The sequence below is a fragment of the Psychrobacter sp. UBA3483 genome (assembly GCF_002377905.1).
Taxonomy (GTDB): domain Bacteria; phylum Pseudomonadota; class Gammaproteobacteria; order Pseudomonadales; family Moraxellaceae; genus Psychrobacter.
This window is the reverse complement of sequence record NZ_DFQS01000033.1, coordinates 35,724-51,826: the sequence shown is the minus strand read 5'-3', so window position 1 is coordinate 51,826 and position 16,103 is coordinate 35,724. Positions and strand designations below refer to the sequence as shown.

15 protein-coding genes are annotated in these 16,103 nt (G+C 44.0%); 10 read left to right on the top strand and 5 right to left on the bottom strand.

From position 1 onward, the window contains the following. Positions 1 to 64 precede the first annotated feature (64 nt). Entirely contained in the window at positions 65 to 616 is a 552-nt protein-coding gene (gene ispZ, locus B2866_RS05800; protein WP_068403925.1) for a septation protein IspZ, read from the bottom strand. Between the two features lie 213 nt (positions 617 to 829). Between ispZ and B2866_RS05795 the strand changes: the two genes are divergently transcribed. Further along, the gene (locus B2866_RS05795; protein ID WP_296191505.1) at positions 830 to 1,711 is read left to right on the top strand and encodes a PHP domain-containing protein; all 882 of its coding nucleotides are present in this window, start codon (positions 830 to 832) and stop codon (positions 1,709 to 1,711) included. Between the two features lie 201 nt (positions 1,712 to 1,912). Beyond that, on the top strand, positions 1,913 to 3,451 hold the full coding sequence (locus tag B2866_RS05790; RefSeq protein ID WP_296191504.1) for a GGDEF domain-containing protein: 1,539 nt from the start codon (positions 1,913 to 1,915) through the stop codon (positions 3,449 to 3,451). Between the two features lie 3 nt (positions 3,452 to 3,454). On the opposite strand, the gene truD is transcribed toward B2866_RS05790, so the two are convergent. After that, positions 3,455 to 4,711, bottom strand: a complete 1,257-nt coding sequence (truD, locus tag B2866_RS05785) for a tRNA pseudouridine(13) synthase TruD (protein WP_296191502.1) — start codon at positions 4,709 to 4,711, stop codon at positions 3,455 to 3,457. 262 nt (positions 4,712 to 4,973) lie between these two features. Between truD and B2866_RS05780 the strand changes: the two genes are divergently transcribed. Next, positions 4,974 to 6,581, top strand: a complete 1,608-nt coding sequence (locus tag B2866_RS05780) for an FAD-dependent oxidoreductase (RefSeq protein ID WP_296191500.1) — start codon at positions 4,974 to 4,976, stop codon at positions 6,579 to 6,581. 101 nt (positions 6,582 to 6,682) lie between these two features. After that, positions 6,683 to 7,321: a GNAT family N-acetyltransferase gene (locus tag B2866_RS05775; RefSeq protein ID WP_296191498.1), complete on the top strand. Its 639-nt coding sequence runs from the start codon at positions 6,683 to 6,685 to the stop codon at positions 7,319 to 7,321. Between the two features lie 80 nt (positions 7,322 to 7,401). Here the strand turns inward: B2866_RS05775 and B2866_RS05770 are convergent, their stop codons facing one another. Further along, on the bottom strand, positions 7,402 to 7,599 hold the full coding sequence (locus B2866_RS05770) for a hypothetical protein (protein WP_227678315.1): 198 nt from the start codon (positions 7,597 to 7,599) through the stop codon (positions 7,402 to 7,404). Between the two features lie 122 nt (positions 7,600 to 7,721). On the opposite strand from B2866_RS05770, the gene B2866_RS05765 reads away from it, so the two are divergent. Continuing rightward, a complete protein-coding gene (locus B2866_RS05765) occupies positions 7,722 to 8,099 on the top strand; it encodes a hypothetical protein (protein ID WP_296191494.1) in 378 nt (125 codons plus the stop codon). A 114-nt stretch (positions 8,100 to 8,213) separates the two neighbouring features. Here the strand turns inward: B2866_RS05765 and gorA are convergent, their stop codons facing one another. Next, entirely contained in the window at positions 8,214 to 9,569 is a 1,356-nt protein-coding gene (gene gorA / locus B2866_RS05760) for a glutathione-disulfide reductase (RefSeq protein ID WP_296191493.1), read from the bottom strand. 144 nt (positions 9,570 to 9,713) lie between these two features. Between gorA and B2866_RS05755 the strand changes: the two genes are divergently transcribed. The 5 genes from B2866_RS05755 (at position 9,714) to B2866_RS05735 (ending at position 12,813) form a co-directional block, all read left to right on the top strand. After that, on the top strand, positions 9,714 to 9,995 hold the full coding sequence (locus tag B2866_RS05755; RefSeq protein ID WP_296191491.1) for a DUF503 domain-containing protein: 282 nt from the start codon (positions 9,714 to 9,716) through the stop codon (positions 9,993 to 9,995). Positions 9,996 to 10,323: 328 nt separating this feature from the next. Then, positions 10,324 to 11,181: a M48 family metallopeptidase gene (locus tag B2866_RS05750; protein ID WP_144296618.1), complete on the top strand. Its 858-nt coding sequence runs from the start codon at positions 10,324 to 10,326 to the stop codon at positions 11,179 to 11,181. A gap of 133 nt (positions 11,182 to 11,314) precedes the next feature. Next, positions 11,315 to 11,512, top strand: a complete 198-nt coding sequence (locus B2866_RS05745) for a DUF503 family protein (RefSeq protein ID WP_227686194.1) — start codon at positions 11,315 to 11,317, stop codon at positions 11,510 to 11,512. Between the two features lie 75 nt (positions 11,513 to 11,587). Further along, positions 11,588 to 12,040: a hypothetical protein gene (locus B2866_RS05740; RefSeq protein WP_296191487.1), complete on the top strand. Its 453-nt coding sequence runs from the start codon at positions 11,588 to 11,590 to the stop codon at positions 12,038 to 12,040. Positions 12,041 to 12,300: 260 nt separating this feature from the next. After that, the gene (locus B2866_RS05735; RefSeq protein WP_201609465.1) at positions 12,301 to 12,813 is read left to right on the top strand and encodes an SMI1/KNR4 family protein; all 513 of its coding nucleotides are present in this window, start codon (positions 12,301 to 12,303) and stop codon (positions 12,811 to 12,813) included. Between the two features lie 131 nt (positions 12,814 to 12,944). On the opposite strand, the gene uvrA is transcribed toward B2866_RS05735, so the two are convergent. Beyond that, positions 12,945 to 15,851, bottom strand: coding sequence for an excinuclease ABC subunit UvrA (uvrA, locus tag B2866_RS05730; RefSeq protein WP_296191482.1), 2,907 nt, complete (start codon positions 15,849 to 15,851; stop codon positions 12,945 to 12,947). Between the last annotated feature and the right edge of the window lie 252 nt (positions 15,852 to 16,103).

Sequence of the window (16,103 nt, the reverse complement as noted above, 5' to 3'; positions counted from 1 at the left end):
ATAAAAAATAATGATAATATGTCTCATTATATTTTTAAGTCTTATATTATGATTGAAATAGCTTCTATTTAGTGGTTTTATCGGTTAATGCTGGATTGAGATGGTTTTTTAATACGGCAAATTGGGCAATCACAAATACCAACATAATTGGAATCCAGCCATAAGTTTTAAAGTTAATCCAAGCCTCATCAGACATCGTAAATGCCGTGATATAATGCAAAATACCCATAAAGGCAAAAAACAGTGCCCAAGCGACGGTCAGTTTTTTCCAGCCACTCAAGGTCAGTGAAAACACTTCTTTCATCGCCAGTTGCATCAGTGGCTTATTGATGATGGCACTGACCAATAGCGTAACGGCAAAGATACCGTTGATGATAGGCGATTTCCAGCGCAAGTAAATGTCGTCACGCAATAGCAGCGTCCCACCGCAAAAGACGATGGTTAATAATAAAACGACCCATTGCTGTTTATCAAATTTGCCTTTTTGGCGCACAAAATGGATGGCATAAATAATAATAGTGGCCACAAGCAAGGCGCCTGCAGCCGCTAAAATGCCACTATAACGCGCGGCAATAAAAAACGCGATCAACGGAATGAAGTCTAATAAGGCTTTCATAGCAAATAGGATGTCCAACAAAAACGTAAGGGGTAGTTTACACGTCTACCGCCGCAAAAAAAAGCAATCAACCTGATAATCGTCCGATATGGCCTCGATATACTGTTGATATGCCATGTCTTCGCCGCATTTCCCATTTTTTACTGATAATATAGTCAGTAGTGACAGCATATCTACATGCACAAAACCTTCAACACCTTAAGGCCCTGCTTTATGAAAATCGACTTACATTGCCACAGTACTTGCTCTGATGGTACCTATGCACCGACCGAGGTAGTACAGCGCGCGCATCACGCTGGCATTCATGTACTGGCGCTGACCGATCATGATACCTTGATGGGTATTGACGAGGCACGCACGGCGGCGGCGGCCTATGATATACAATTAATTAATGGGGTTGAGATTAGCTGCGAGCATACGCTTAGTGGCGGTTATGGTAAAAATAAATCCACCAATAAAATTATCCATGTGTTGGGACTTGATTTTACCGATTTGGATAAAATGCATGCGACTTTGCAGCAATTGCAAGACAGCCGTGCCACACGCGGTCGACGTATCACTGAAAAACTCAGTGAGCTATTAGATATTGATTATAACGAGCTATGGCGAGCGGTGCTCGATAAAGCAGGCGGCAATCCACAGGCGGTAGGGCGTGCACATATTGGGCAAGTGTTATTTGAGCGCGGTGAGGTAAAAACCGTGCAAAAAGCCTTTGATAAATATCTGGCCGATAATAAGCCTGCTTATGTGGCGATTGAAGCATTAACGATGCAGCGCGGTATCGAGCTGATTCATGCTTGCGGTGGCAAGGCGGTACTTGCGCACCCAACGCGCTATCAGCTGTCTGCCACCCGCGTACGTAAACTGATCGAAGAATTTGCCGAGCTTGGCGGTGATGCTTGTGAGTTACCCTCAACTAGTGAGCCTATCAGTACGCGTCGAATGATCGATCGCAGTATCGCTGAACATCGGCTTGCCGCTTCTATCGGTAGTGATTTTCATGGTAGTAATATGCCGTGGCGACGTTTGGGCGACGTACCAAACCTGAATCCTGAGCAGCAAGGCGTTTGGCAGTCGTTTGCGGCATTGGCTTAGTCCAAAATAGGCTATCTCTTAACAATAGTAAGTAAGGTAAAATAAAAAATCAGCTATCAAGGCATAAATGAATTAAAGGGATTGATAATTAAAGGAAAAATTGCCACACTAACTACGTCAGTTTAGGTCTAATATAAGTCATGCTCTTTATTTTTATGTTTGATTTGGCTCAATAACTTTCACTATCTGCGGTAGCCCATTATGGCTGTATCGATATCTCATCTAGGCTATAGAAAGCTCTCGCGAGTGATTTTCGAGTGGCAAGCAGCTGATAGAGCCTCACTGCTGGCGCTGTTTGTGTTAATAGAAGTCACCTCACATTGGCTATGGTGTGTGTTTGTTTGGTGGCGCCAAGACCTTTATGGCTCCTATATAGATATGGATCTGCTCTATCCTTTATGGACTGGGGTGACGCTGATGCTGCTATTCTTTTTTTGGATGGTCAGCCGAGCATCGCCCATTAGAACAGATACAGGCTCCTTATATAAATGGCAAGCGATCATGATCACGCTTTATAGCCTTTATATTGCCGTGGTGATTTTAGTCATGGGACATAGCAGTTTGGTCGCTGGAGTTTCGCTGGTTGGTGGCGCGATGCTTGGGATGATGCTGATACGGCGGCGCTATGTATGGAAGGCCTTTTTAGCCCATATTGCTTTGATTTTTTTGGTTACCTTAATTCCTTATTTTGGTTTTACCATTCCCAATCTGCGTCAAATGACGATTACTTCTTTCCCCTTAGATACTTATAGCTATCTTACCTTTAGCGAAACGGCGGCAATCGAAAACGCCATTTCTGCTTCTATCTTTCAAAACGGTACGCTCAGCTGGGATACTTTTAATCAACTGCGTTCTTCATCAGCGTTTTTTTGGCGCACCACCCATATTTATATGGCGCTGCCAAAGGCGATTTTTATCATCTATATGTTTCGCACCCTGCTGTTGATATTGGATAACAGTAAAGCTGAAATCATGCAGTATGCCAATCAAGACGAATTGACTCAGTTAAAAAGCCGCCGTTACGGTTTGACGCAAATGCAGCAAGCACTGCTAGCGATGGGCGATAAACAAGATTTTAGCGTGATTTTATTGGATTTAGATTGGTTTAAAAATATCAATGATAATTATGGACATGATGTCGGCGACCAAGTTTTGTCTGAGGTTGCCCAAACGCTATTAAAATCGTTATCAGAAGAGGCGATTGTCAGTCGTTATGGCGGCGAAGAGTTTTTAATCGTGCTGCCCGATACCACGCATGAGCGCGCGATGGTTATTGCTAAGCAACTACGCAAAAATATCGCCCAACAAGTCATCAAGAGCGATGATGGTGCCGATTTTTATATTACTGCCAGCTTAGGCGTTTATACGCTGACGCATGAGGAGCGTGCGCGTATCCAAAATGAGTATAAAGCCTTAGCACTAGAGGCAAGTACGCACCCGCTGGAGATGCGTAAAAACCGTAGGCAAGGGGATCGTAGACAAGAGGGTGGCTCGCACAGTTCAAGCCAAGCAGGTGCACAACAAACCCATGCGCAAAAAAGGATTTCGCAGAGAAGAAAGCGCGCTGCTAAAGAAATACTGCAAGCCCAACTGCCCAGCGATATTTGTCAGCGCTTAATTTGTATTGCCGATAAAGCTTTATACGAAGCAAAAGACCGCGGTCGTAATCAAGTGGTCAGTGCCAATCATATGCTCGCGGCAGAAAAAGACAAAATTGCCGTCCTTTATGCCACTAGCTAATGATTAACTAGTGGCTGACGAGGAGCTTAAGTTCTGTACTAAGCTTGAAAGCACACTGGTTGCAAAGCTGCCCGTCGTTAAAGTAAAACTGAGCACCAATCTCGGCTCATCATCTGCGTCCTGCCATTCCCAGCTTAATTCTTCAATCGGTAATCTTAGCGCGCGTCGTTGGGATTTGATATCGCGCTTCTCTAAGCCTGCTGCCAACTGACTTAACAATGGACTTTTCTGTACGATATCATTTTCGATAGCAGCCGCTGCGCCACTGACTTTATCATTACCCACGCCCCATAATACCGCCGTTGGATGAATATCTCCGCTGGCAAGTCGCGCTTGCAAAGTGTCGTCCATTACTTCGCTGGCAAATATCGAACCTGAGCCGTCCAAATTAAAGACTTCACCGGCAAGCCCTGTATTCCAGCTACCATCGCGCACCCGCGCTGCCAATATCTCATTAAATATCAAGCTACGCGCCGCGGACAATTCCATGCTGTTTTGCTCGCGCGGCGCCTGCTTGCGTTTGCTCTTTTTGGGTTGCGGAAGACTTTCAGGTACAGGACGCGCAAATAACGCCAATGCTTCTCTAACATTATTACCGTGACGGCCAAAGCGCTGCGGACCAAAATAATTGGGCACGCCCGTTGTGCTGATATGAGCCAAATGCTGCTCGACGGTATACTTGTCGCTTTTGTTAGACGGCGTCGTCTCTGTGTTCGCAAAATGGATGTCACGCAAGGTAATGATAAATTGATTGGCTCGGTGGGTCCCGCGATTGAGTTTTTTATTGTGCCACTGCTGTGCAAGGATAGTAAGCGATTCATTAACGCCGATATCAATTGGAGCAAATTCAGACTCTGGTAATTGCTTTTTTGGTAGGCGCAGGCTAAACCACTGTGTCGTCAGCGCATGACGGTCTTTTAGCCCCGAGTAACCGACATCACGCAATGGAATCTCTGCCCACTCAGATAGCAGTTTAGCCAGATAGGCGGTATTCATACCGAGCTTTTCGATATGCAGCCATAAATGCTCACCTTCGCCCGTAAAGTCGAGCGGCAATATCTCATTGACCACAAAATCTGTGGCATGGGCTTTATAGGTCGCTTGCCTTAAAGGCGGCTGCGTCGGCTGTGGCAATTTGGCCGTATCAGTGGCGGCGGTAATATCGATATTTGAGGTATCAAAGGTTTTATCAGCCAAAGGTTTGTTATTAGGAGAATCGTTATTAAATGAGTCGTTAGCAAAATCGTCTTGAGAAGTCATAAAAGGTATCTTTTGTATTGATAAAAAGTGGTAAGAGCAAAACGTTAAAGAGGGAGTAAAGGTAAGTTTACGTTTTGCAACGCAGTCAGTATATAAAAAAATGGCGTCTGGCAATGGGTCTTGCTAGTATCAAAGTATCTGGCAAGATATCTGGTTTTTTAATCACGTATTTTTGGCGTTAATATTTTATTTAAACCGCCGATAAAAAATACGTTTGCAGCAGGGAATAATAAATTTTAATAATAACCGTTAAGGATAACTTATGAGTAAGGCAAGGATTCAAACCGTCACCATTAGCAAAGCCGACATCCCAAATGGTGGCATGAAATCCTATAAACAGGATGACGATAGTATCATTTTAATCACCCGTGATGAGGACGAGTTTAGCGCCTTCGATGGTAAATGTCCGCATGCTGGCGCAGATTTGGGTGAGGGGCTGCGCTGCGGTAACCGCGTCGTGTGTCCGTGGCATCACGGTACTTTTGACAGTCGCGACGGCACCCTATTGGAGCCAGTCGCCATGCGCGGCTTGACGCAATACGAGCTGAGCGATGAGGGCGATAGCATTACCGTCAATACCGCCGCAAAGATAGATAAGCGTGTGGAAAATGACAAGCTGACGGACACCCATACCATTATCATTGGCGGCGGCGGTGCGGGATTTATGACTGCCAATCAACTGCGTCATAGCGGCTATGGCGGCAAGATTACGATGATTAGTAAAGATGATAAAGCGCCTTATAATCGTCCTTTATTATCCAAGATGTTTTTGGCTGGCAAAATGAACGAGAAGTATTTGATGCTTGGCGGCGCGGATTGGGCGAGTAACAATAATATCGATTTGCGCTTAAACCAAACTGTCAGTGAAGTATTATCAAACGCGCGTACCATCATAATAAAAGGCGAAGACGGTAAACGTGAAGAGCAAACGGCGGACTTCTTAGTGGTGGCGACAGGCGCTGAGCCAAAAGTGCCACCGTTTAAAGGCGCAGATGCCAAGGGAGTCTATACACTGCGTAGTATGGATGATGCCAAAGACATTAAAGAGGCCAGTGAAAACAAGCAGGTGGTAATCGTCGGTACCGGCTTTATCGGTATGGAGGTGGCGTCAGCATTAATGGAGGCGGGGAAGGTCGCTTCTATTACCATCGTTGGTCGTAGCCCTCGGGTAATGAGCAATATCGTCTCCGAAAGTATCAGTGATGCTCTGATTGATTTGCATAAAGAAAAAGGCGTGAACTTCGCCTTTGGTGCCAACGTTGCTGAGATAGCGCAAGATAATGGCACAGTGAGCGGGGTTATCTTAGATGACGGCAACAAAATTGACGCCGACATGGTCATATTGGGTACAGGTGTGGCACCGCGTACCGAAATAATATACGAGGTCAACGATCCTGATGGCGTGCAAGTTAACGATTATTTAGAGCTGCGCGACGGCGTTTATGCGCTGGGCGATATTGCCAAAGCCACCAATCAGATGGGTCGTATGCGTATCGAGCATTGGCGCGTGGCGTTGCAGCACGGTATCGTCGCGGCCGCTGCTATCTTAAATGAAGACAATGTCAACTCTTTAGCCGAGCGTATTCCATTTTTTTGGACGGCACAGTACGGCAATAGCCTACGCTATAGCGGTCATGCCGCAACGCCTGACCACGGCATTGTGTTCGGCACGCCGAGTAAGTTCGACTGTATCGAGTACTATTTTGATGACGAAGCAGAAAACACCCGTGCAAGTGCTGCTATCTCACTTGGCCGTGATAAAGAGTTGGTTGCCTTCTCTGAGCTACTACGCCGAGGTCACGCGCCAACGCGCGCGCAAATCAATGCTGGGTTTGATATTATCGAGCAAGCCCATGCGTTATCGCGCTAGTAGTAAAAACGGATACGTATTATTATAAAGGCTGGCTTGGTTATCCGAGCCAGCTTTTTATATGACTTATAAGCTATGAACGGAAAAGGAAAACCGATGCTATGAATAAAGACCACATTACTAAAGAAGCCTTAAACAAAACAACCGTATTTTTACGTCAAGCTGAAGTAAGTGATATCGACGCGCTCGAGCAATTGCTCAATCGCTGTTATCGGCAAGCGGCAGGCTGGACCAATGAAGCAGATTTGGTCGGCGGTATTCGCACCACCAAGGACGAGCTATTGGCTGTCATTAATGACCCCAAGCATTACGTTTTTATTTATCCAAAAACCACGACAGGTGAGCGTGACGGAAAAGAAACAGGTGAGCTATTAGGCTGTATCGCGGTCGATATAAAAGACGAAGTTACTACAAATCAGCGTGCTGGTAATCAAAAAGCGTATATCGGTATGTTTGCCGTCTTGCCTGAGCTACAAGGGCTTGGCGTCGGTCATCAGATACTGCAGGCGGCAGAGACGTTTGCGCAGCGGCATTTACAATCAAATATCCAAGCTTCTGCTCAAAACCCTGCGCGTTTAACGATGTCTATTCTAAGTCATCGACCAGAGCTCTTGGCGTATTATCAGCGCCGCGGTTATCAGTTAAATGGCAATAGCATGCCGTTTCCCGTCGATGGCAATAATGGCGAACCTAAGCGCCAAGATTTAGAGTTATTAGAATTAGAAAAACTCGTAAGCTAATTATAAGTCAATCAGTTTTACTAAATCTAAAGCTATTCACCTCAAAGCAATGAACCCCAGAGCAACTAACGTAAAAGCCACTAACCCCAAAAGCTGCCAAAGGTCATAAATAAACCGACACTCAATAGGAGAAATGCCACGATAATCAAACGCTTAAACCAGTTAAAACCCAGCAAGCGCGTGGCATTATCATTGGACATCAAATAAGCAAACAAGCCGATTAGGCTTGCGACCAAGGTCATGATACCAAGACCAATCGGTAATATAGAAAAATACATCTGCCACACAAGCATCTCGCAACGGTGATTATTAAACGCATCATAGCAGTATCGTGATTGTGCTGTCTGAATTATCTGCCTCTTACGTTTGAAAAACGCTATCAGCATAACAGGAGGTCAAGGTGGAAGATTTTAAAAAATTGGCGTTAATCATCGTCTTTACACTATTTTTTGTCAGCTATTCTAAAGCGCCTCCTGACAGTACGGTTGCGCGCTTGATTGCAGCGCAATATGAAGAAGGTATCAAGATAATGCAGGCTGCCAAAGCGAATGCGAGCAGTGATAAGAACAATAAGATGGCACAAGATATAAGCAATCTAATGGAGCACATGATGCCAATACTTGAGAGTGTCGAGAATATCAACTGTAACCGCGTCAAAGGTGAGCATACTTATCGCTGTACTGCTGAGATCACTCAGACGATTGCGGGAAATAGCCGAACTAATAAAACCATATTTAACGTTTATCAAGTCAATGGAGAATGGACGCTGGATAATTAACCGCCTTGATAAATGAAGATTTATATGGAAAACGAAAAACGCCTTAATGACGTCTAATAAAAAAGCTACCTCGTTAAAGGTAGCCTTTTATGAATTTAGCCCAGTTTGTAAAAACTAGCGCATGGTCACAAATTCTTCTGAACCTGTCGGATGAATGGCAACCGTGTTATCAAAGTCAGCTTTCGTCGCGCCCATTTTTATCGCCACTGCAAAGCCCTGAATCATCTCATCGACGCCGTAGCCAATGCCGTGTAAGCCAATCACTCTTTCTTCTTCACCCAAGCACACCAGTTTCATCACGCACTTTTGACGGTGCTGGGTCACCGCACTATACATAGAAGTAAAGGTCGATTTATAGCATTTGATATTTTCTTTGCCATGCTGCTCAACGGCGTCGATTTCAGACAAGCCAATCGTGCCGATAGCAGGATGGGTAAAGATGACCGTCGGTATCAAATCATAATTGAGATGCTCATTGGTTTTATCGTTAAATAAGCGCTCTGAAAGCCTGCGACCGGCAGCGATAGCCACTGGCGTCAAATCAATGCTGTTTTCGATAATATCGCCCACCGCGTAAATGCCTTTGACATTGGTGTTTTGAAATTTATCGACTTTAATTTTGCCAAATTCAGTCGTTTCAACGCCGGTTACCTGCAAGTTGATATTGTCGGTTGAGGGCGCGCGACCAATCGCCCAAATTAAGCAATCTACCGTATCAAGGCTACCATCTTCAGTACATAACGTCAGGCTACCATCCTCATTTTTATGAATCTCAGTGAGTGTGGTATTGGTATGCAGCTGAATACCGTCTTGCTCCATCTCTATCAGCAAGGTTTCAACGATGGTGTGGTCAAATGAGCGCAGCGGCGAATGTTGACGCACATACTGATGCACCTCAGCACCGAGGCTATTGAGCACGCCTGCGATTTCGACAGCGATATAGCCAGCGCCAACGATAGCGACCCGTTTTGGCATTTCATTTAACGCAAAAAAGCCATCAGAATCGATGCCATATTCTGCGCCTTTGATGTCAGGGAGAATCGGATGACCGCCTGTCGCGATTAAGATATGGTCGGCGGTAATCAGCTCGCCATTGACCTCGACGGTGTTAGTATCAACAAATGTGGCAAAGCCTTTTATCACTTCAACGCCATTTTTTGCCAGATTATTATCATAAGAGCGATGAATATTTTCGATATATTGTTGGCGGCTATTGACCAGTTTTTGAAAGTCAAAACCCTTGACCTCGACGTCAAAGCCATAATCAGGCGCATATTTTTCGATGGCTTCGGCCACTTGCGCGCCGTACCACATGACCTTTTTGGGTACGCAGCCTAAGTTGACGCAGGTGCCACCCAATTGGTTGGCTTCTATAATGGCGCATTTTTTGCCATAGCTCGCTGCGCGGTTGATTGAAGCAATGCCGCCGCTACCGCCGCCAATGGAAATATAATCATAATGTTTGGTCATGGATAAGTCTCTTAATTTGGTTTTTATTAGCAAGGTTGTGAAATTGGCATTTATAGGAAGAAGGGTAAATATTAGCCTTTTTACCCTACAAAAAGTATGCTTGATGATACCATGAAGTGTGACTGGTTTTAATAAGGAAAACTCATGCATATCGTTATCTTAACTCTGACTTTCGCACTACCTGGCTGTAGCTCACTCAAAGAAAAACGCCAACGGATGGGCGGCTTGCACGCACGCTTTGGCAATACCCCAAGCGTCGCGGTCTGTGAGAGTGGTGAGCGTGATCGGCATGACGCCAGCGAATGGACGTTTGTGATCGTTGGGCTGTCTAAACGTGAGGTGGAGTCGCAATGCAGCCAAATCGAGGAAAAAATAGAGCGGACGGTAGATGCGCGGATGATGAATGTTGAGAGGGAGTTTGTTTAGGTAAAACTTATCTCAACAGTCTAACTAAGCAGTTGCCATGATTAAAAGAATACAGTTGGATGCTTCGAATATAGCTTAAGTAGAGATTACGACTTTCGAAAAACTAACTATAGTTTAACTCACTGATAGACATTTGTTCTTTGATATGATAATCTCTTTCATTAATTTAGAAACATTACTTACAGCTCAGTTACATGCATAGTTATATATTGCTATTAATTAAGGTCGTACAAGATATGAGGATAGATAATGAATTCCTCAACTTGCGCACTTTATGGACTTTAATTTAGTTATTTCATTTGCCTGTATTTTCCAATTAGGACGTTTAATGAAAACTGTTAATAAAATAAAAAGTGCTTTAGTTTTGACTACTATTACAACTTTAGTAGGTTGTACCACTGTAGCTGATATGGCAGGGTACGATACTGCTACGTTAAATACTAATGCGGCTAAAAGTTACTCTCAAGTGGTTTCTAAAGCCAATGGTCAAGGCGCAGTAGATAATACTTCTGCCACTGCTATTCGAGTTAAAAATGTCTTCAATCGTATGAAGCCTTATGCCGTTCGTGCTAATACAACAGGTGTTCCTTTTGACTGGCAAGTTACAGTTATACGTTCACCTGAATTAAACGCTTGGGCAATGCCTGGCGGTAAAATGGCTTTTTACACCGGTATTGTAGAAAAGTTGAAGTTAACAGATGCAGAGATTGCTGCGATCATGGGACACGAAATGACCCATGCATTATCTGAGCACAGTAAAAAAGATGCTGGGCAAAAAATTCTGACCGGCTTAGCGCTTCAATTAGGTGGTGCTGCGATACAGGAAAAAACAGGACTAAATGCTGAGGCAATGAGTTTAATTAGTGACTACGGCCTTGATAAGCCGTTTTCTCGTAGTCAAGAATCACAAGCCGATGCTGGTGGTTTACGTTTGATGGCACAGGCAGGCTACAATCCAGAAGCTGCAATTGCAGTATGGCAAAAAATGGAGGCCGCCAATGGTCGTAGCAATGCGATAGTTACTTTGATGTCTACGCATCCAAACTCTGGGCAGCGTATCGCTAAAATTCAGGCCCTGTTACCTGAAGTTATGCCAGTCTATCAAGCGGCGGCTAAAGCACCTGCTAAGGCAACTACTGGAGTAACTACTAACGCCACTACTACTAGAACTATTAAACGTAAATAACTCAGTAAGTATTCAAAAAAGTAAATGTTACCACAAAAGGTAAGTCAAACGACTTATCTTTTTTTTGCAAAAGGATATGTACAAGTGGCTGATTTGATGGTTATCTTATGTCTTAAGGGCTAGGTGTGGCAAGCTGTACTCATTTGGCAATACGCCAAGTGTCGCGGTTTGCGAGAGTGGCGAGCGTGATCGGCATGACGCCAGCGAATGGACGTTTGTCATTGTTGGGCTCTCTAAACGTGAGGTCGAGTCGCAATGCAGCCAAATCGAGGAAAAAATAGAACGGACGGTAGATGCGCGGGTGATGAATGTTGAGAGGGAGTTTGTTTAAACAACGCGACCTTATTGTATTTTCGAGTGTCGCAATTTTTATTAATTTATGAGCTAATTGTTCTTGGGATAGTTAATGAAAGTTAGTACTTTAGTAAAAATAACGCTCGGTGTATCTATTGGTTTGATGCTTTTGGCGTTAAATCAAGAAGCATACTGTACTGCCGAAGGTTGTATGCATTCAATGATGGCTTTTATTTTTGGCATATTTGGAATGTTTATTGGGGGTAATGAGACGCTTGCTTGGTTTGCTAATCCGTTATTAATTTCAGCATGGTTATTTATTAAGCACCGTAAAGCGTCTTTTTTATTGAGCTTATTATCTACTTTAATTGCAGTGTCATTCTTAATGTTTGATAAGGTAGTTATTAATGAGGCAGGACATAGGAGTATAATTACAAGGTATGTTGCAGGGTATTGGCTGTGGATAGGTAGTCACGTTGCTATGTTATTAGGCAATTCATTAATCGGACTCAAGGAATGTACCTATTTAAAAACAAAAACAAAAACAAAAACAAAAAACGATTAAAATTTAGCTCACGACTTGCTAATAGCGTCTGCGATATTTTATATCGCTCTATAAGTTATAATTGATCATTTATCTTACGTTATAATGTTGGGGGTCGCAAGCTCTGCCCAACCTACAGTGAATCGAAAGTTAACTATAATTAAGATAATGTAGGTTGGTGTCGATGTGTGAGAACTAATCTGAACGTGTTGGATTTTAGATATCTTGGCTGACCTAGAATAAGTAATTTTAAATTTTAAAATAACCAAGAGATATAAATTATGGAACAAGTAATTAAAGAAATAGATGCTCTTCTAGAAGAAAAAATCCCAAAATTTAAAAATACTTTCTATCCACCAGCGACAGATTCTGAGTTTGAAAGTATGGAAAATTTTGTAGAATCTAAACTACCTGATGAGTTCAAAATACTCTATAAATGGCATAATGGTCAAATTAGCTCCCCCTATATTCCTTTCCATGTTGAAACGCACGAGCTACTTATGCCAATATTAGAAATAATGGATTGGTATGAGGAGCTAAGTAGTCAGCTAGAAGACGGAGATATTAACGATGAAGTATGGAAGAAAAGTTGGGTACCGTTTACTGATGATGGTACTGGTAACTCTACTTGCATCGATATATCAAAGGATAACTTTGGTCAGATAATACATCAAGACCATGAAGGTGATGAGACTCGTGTTGTTTTTGAGTCATTAACAGAATGGTTGAAAGATTTATTAGATAAGATGAAAGTTTTTGATTATTCAACATGGACTTATCTTGATAGATTATAAAGCTTGAATACTGAGCGATATGGTGTACCGTTCAAAGCACTATTTATTTTAAGGTCACAAACCAAATCTAAAAAAAGGCTATTCTTATAAGAATAACCTTTTTTTATTCATCAATAGTTACCTAACTTCTATTAACTCACTTCTTTCATCTTTTGCTTAAGCATCGGTTTTAAGAACTCACCAGTATACGAGCCTTTCACTTCCGCTACTTCTTCAGGCGTGCCTTCAGCGATAATCATGCCGCCACCTTTACCACCTTCAGGGCCAAGGTCAATCACCCAATCCGCCGTTTTGATGACGTCGAGATTATGCTCGATGACCACGATAGTATTGCCTTTATCGCGTAAGGTGTGGAGGATATGCAGCAGCTTATCGATATCATGGAAGTGCAGACCAGTGGTTGGCTCATCCAAGATATACAGTGTCTGTCCGGTATCACGTTTGGCAAGCTCACGCGCCAGTTTGACGCGCTGCGCTTCACCGCCTGATAGCGTTGGCGCTGATTGACCCAAACGGATATAGCTCAGACCAACATCCATCAGCGCTTGCAGGCGACGATGAATCGCTGGAATCGCTGAGAAGAATTCAGTTGCATCCTCAACCGTCATGTCAAGCACATCAGCGATGTTTTTACCTTTATAGTGAATCTCTAGTGTCTCGCGGTTATAGCGTTTGCCATGACAAGTATCGCACGGCACATACATATCCGGTAAGAAATGCATCTCAACTTTGATAAGGCCATCGCCTTGACACATCTCACAGCGTCCGCCTTTGACGTTAAAGCTAAAGCGGCCGGCTTTATAACCACGCGCGCGCGCTTCTTGGGTTTGCGCAAACATCTCACGCACTGGCGTAAAGACACCGGTATAGGTCGCAGGGTTTGAGCGCGGCGTCCGGCCAATCGGACTTTGATCGATATCGACCATTTTATCCAAATGCTCAAGACCGCTAATACTATCATGCTTATCAGCGATAAGCGTTGAAGCATTATTTAACTGGGTGGCAGCGATAGGCATTAAGGTGCGGTTAATCAAGGTCGATTTACCAGAACCAGAAACCCCTGTAATACAAGTCATAATGCCAATCGGCAAGCTCAAATCGACATTTTTTAAGTTGTTGCCTGTTGCGCCTTTTAGCTCAATCGACATCGGTACTTGTTTAGGTTCGGCTTTACCTTTTGCTTCAACTTCAATGGTTTTGGCTTTATGACGAATACTTGGAATCTCGATTCGTTTCTCACCGGACATATACTGCCCTGTGAGCGAGCCCTTGGTTGCCATAATGTCATCAACCGACCCTTGCGCAATGATATGACCGCCATGAACGCCCGCGCCGACACCGATATCAATCACGTGATCGGCTTGGCGAATGGCATCTTCATCGTGCTCGACGACCAGTACCGTATTGCCCAAATCGCGTAAACGCGTGAGGGTTTTAAGCAAGCGATCATTATCGCGTTGATGCAGGCCGATTGATGGCTCATCGAGGACATACATGACGCCCATCAGCCCCGCACCGATTTGGCTGGCAAGACGAATACGCTGCGCTTCACCGCCTGATAGCGTTTCAGCAGAGCGGGCAAGGGTCAAATAATCAAGCCCGACACTGACAAGGAAGTTAAGACGTTCATTAATCTCTTTAAAGATTTTTTCTGCAACTTCACCTTTATGACCGCCAATCTTTAGTGTTTTATAATAGTCAGCCGCATCACCGATAGACAGCTTAACAATTTCTGCGATGGTTTGGTCGTCTACGCGGACATTGCGTGATATCTCATTCAGGCGCGCGCCATCACAGACGTTACACGTGGTATCCGCCAAGTATTTTGCCAACTCGTCACGTACAAGATTGCTCTGCGTTTTGGCATAGCGGCGTTCCAAGTAAGGCAGCACGCCTTCAAACGGCACAGTTTTATTGGTTTTACGTCCGCGCTCATCAGTAAAATTAAAGGTCAGTTTCTCTTTACCCGAGCCATGCATGATGATATCTTGCTGCGCTTTTGGCAGGTCTTGCCATGGCGTATCCATGTCGATTTTAAAATGATGACAAACGGTCGATAGCAAACCAAAGTAATAGGCGTGCCGCTTATCCCAGCCATTAATCGCCCCTTGATTGAGCGATTTTTCATGATGGGTAATCAGCTTTTCTGCAGAGAAATACTGACGTTTACCGAGACCGTCACAACTTGGGCAAGCACCATAAGGGTTATTAAAACTAAACATCCGCGGCTCAAGCTCAGAAACCGCGCGATCACAAACAGGGCAAGAATGCTTGGCTGACATGACTTGATTTTCGTCACCGCCTTCTTTTGGATTGCCATCCATAAAGTGCAGCGTGACTAGACCTTGACCTAAGCGTAGGGCGGTCTCTAAACTTTCAGCAACGCGGTTACCCAAATCATCACGGACTTTAAAGCGGTCAACGACCACTTCGATGGTATGCTTTTTCTTTTTATCGAGCGTTGGTAGCTCATCGGTATCATAAACATCACCGTCGACGCGTACGCGGACAAAACCTTGCCCAATTAATTGCTCAAGTAGCACTGTATGCTCGCCTTTACGCTCACGAATCACCGGCGCAAGTATCATGATCTTGGTATCTTCTGGCAGCGCCATGACTTGATCGACCATTTCAGTCACCGACTGCGCGACCATTGGCTCGCCATGCTCAGGGCAAAAGGGCGTACCGATACGCGCATAAAGCAGGCGCAAGTAATCATAAATCTCGGTAATCGTTCCAACGGTCGAGCGCGGGTTATGGTTGGTGGATTTTTGCTCGATAGCAATGGCTGGCGACAAGCCTTCGATACTATCAACTTCTGGCTTTTCCATCTGTGAGAGGAACTGACGCGCATACGCCGACAAGCTCTCGACATAACGGCGTTGGCCTTCGGCATAAAGCGTATCAAACGCCAAGGACGACTTACCAGAACCTGATAAACCAGTAATCACCACGAATTTATCGCGTGGAATGTCTAAATCGATGTTTTTTAGATTGTGCGTACGTGCGCCGCGTATTGCAATATGGTCATGTGCCATCGTTGATAGGTTTCCTATTTGCTAATGGTATATAAAATCTAAGCGTTAAATATAGTTAGTGGAAGGGCTGTTAAAAGCATATTTGGTTGTTAAGTTGCTATGGCTTTATAAAAATCTGCCGTTAAGACGAAATTTTCTTAATAAAGCAACAGTTATAAAATGGTTTTTCATACGCTAATTTTTTTCATAAAGCGCCAGTGATGTAGGTTTATATAAGCGTAACGTTCAAAGCCAACTTACGTCTTAACCTTA

Bases quoted from the DNA above. Each gene is read 5' to 3' on its own strand.
- B2866_RS05795 (WP_296191505.1), top strand. From the start codon at position 830: ATGAAAATCGACTTACATTGCCACAGTACTTGCTCTGATGGTACCTAT.
- gorA (WP_296191493.1), bottom strand. From the start codon at position 9,569: ATGACCAAACATTATGATTATATTTCCATTGGCGGCGGTAGCGGCGGC.
- truD (WP_296191502.1), bottom strand. From the start codon at position 4,711: ATGACTTCTCAAGACGATTTTGCTAACGACTCATTTAATAACGATTCT.
- B2866_RS05770 (WP_227678315.1), bottom strand. From the start codon at position 7,599: ATGTATTTTTCTATATTACCGATTGGTCTTGGTATCATGACCTTGGTC.
- B2866_RS05775 (WP_296191498.1), top strand. From the start codon at position 6,683: ATGAATAAAGACCACATTACTAAAGAAGCCTTAAACAAAACAACCGTA.
- B2866_RS05780 (WP_296191500.1), top strand. From the start codon at position 4,974: ATGAGTAAGGCAAGGATTCAAACCGTCACCATTAGCAAAGCCGACATC.
- B2866_RS05755 (WP_296191491.1), top strand. From the start codon at position 9,714: ATGCATATCGTTATCTTAACTCTGACTTTCGCACTACCTGGCTGTAGC.
- B2866_RS05740 (WP_296191487.1), top strand. From the start codon at position 11,588: ATGAAAGTTAGTACTTTAGTAAAAATAACGCTCGGTGTATCTATTGGT.
- ispZ (WP_068403925.1), bottom strand. From the start codon at position 616: ATGAAAGCCTTATTAGACTTCATTCCGTTGATCGCGTTTTTTATTGCC.
- B2866_RS05735 (WP_201609465.1), top strand. From the start codon at position 12,301: ATGGAACAAGTAATTAAAGAAATAGATGCTCTTCTAGAAGAAAAAATC.
- uvrA (WP_296191482.1), bottom strand. From the start codon at position 15,851: ATGGCACATGACCATATTGCAATACGCGGCGCACGTACGCACAATCTA.
- B2866_RS05790 (WP_296191504.1), top strand. From the start codon at position 1,913: ATGGCTGTATCGATATCTCATCTAGGCTATAGAAAGCTCTCGCGAGTG.
- B2866_RS05750 (WP_144296618.1), top strand. From the start codon at position 10,324: ATGAAAACTGTTAATAAAATAAAAAGTGCTTTAGTTTTGACTACTATT.